This is a genomic window from Acinetobacter sp. YH12226 (assembly GCF_013417805.1).
GTDB lineage: Bacteria > Pseudomonadota > Gammaproteobacteria > Pseudomonadales > Moraxellaceae > Acinetobacter.
The window spans coordinates 1-1,139 of record NZ_VPDG01000063.1; the positions used below are offsets into that span (position 1 = coordinate 1).

Consider the following 1,139-nt stretch of genomic DNA (forward strand, 5'->3'; position numbering starts at 1 on the left):
GATTATGCAGTTACTTTAGCAACTACACCAGCACCCACTGTACGACCGCCTTCACGGATCGCAAAACGTAGACCTGGGTCCATTGCGATTGGGTGGATTAGCTCTACTGACATCTCAACGTTGTCACCAGGCATAACCATTTCCACGCCTTCTTTAAGCGCGATCGCACCAGTTACGTCCGTAGTACGGAAGTAGAACTGTGGACGGTAACCGTTAAGGAATGGAGTGTGACGACCACCTTCTTCTTTAGAAAGTACGTATACTTCCGCATCGAATTTAGTGTGTGGCTTGATCGCACCTGGTTTAGTCAATACTTGACCACGTTGTACGTCTTCACGCTTAGTACCACGAAGAAGAACACCACAGTTCTCGCCCGCACGACCTTCGTCAAGAAGCTTACGGAACATTTCTACGCCGGTTACTGTAGTAGTTTGAGTATCACGGATACCAACGATTTCTACAGACTCACCTACTTTAACGATACCAGTCTCTACACGGCCAGTTACTACTGTACCACGACCAGAGATTGAGAATACGTCTTCAATTGGCATAAGGAATGGAAGGTCAATTGCACGCTCTGGCTCTGGAATGTAAGAGTCAAGTGCTTCAACAAGCGCAACTACCGCTGGCTCGCCGTATTGGCTGTCATCACCGTTAAGCGCAAGAAGAGCAGAACCACGGATCACTGGAGTGTCATCACCTGGGAAGTCGTAAGTAGAAAGAAGTTCACGAACTTCCATTTCAACTAGCTCAAGAAGCTCTTCGTCGTCTACAAGGTCGCATTTGTTCAAGAATACAACGATGTAAGGTACACCTACCTGACGAGAAAGCAGGATGTGTTCACGAGTCTGTGGCATAGGACCATCAGTCGCAGCACATACAAGGATCGCGCCATCCATCTGAGCAGCACCAGTAATCATGTTTTTAACATAATCGGCGTGGCCCGGGCAGTCTACGTGAGCGTAGTGACGAGTTGGAGAATCGTATTCTACGTGTGAAGTATTAATTGTAATACCACGTGCTTTTTCTTCTGGTGCAGAGTCGATTGCAGCGTAGTCTTTCGCTTCGCCACCGAATTTCTTCGCACATACAGTTGCAATTGCAGCTGTTAAAGTTGTTTTACCATGGTCAACGTGACC

The 1,139-nt window shown here is 47.5% G+C and carries 1 protein-coding gene; it reads right to left on the reverse strand.

The genetic code is table 11. The features are described from left to right. Nucleotides 1-2: 2 nt before the first annotated feature. A partial coding sequence (tuf, locus tag FTV08_RS16080; protein WP_180087657.1) for an elongation factor Tu occupies nt 3-1,139 on the reverse strand: 1,137 nt, incomplete at its 5' end.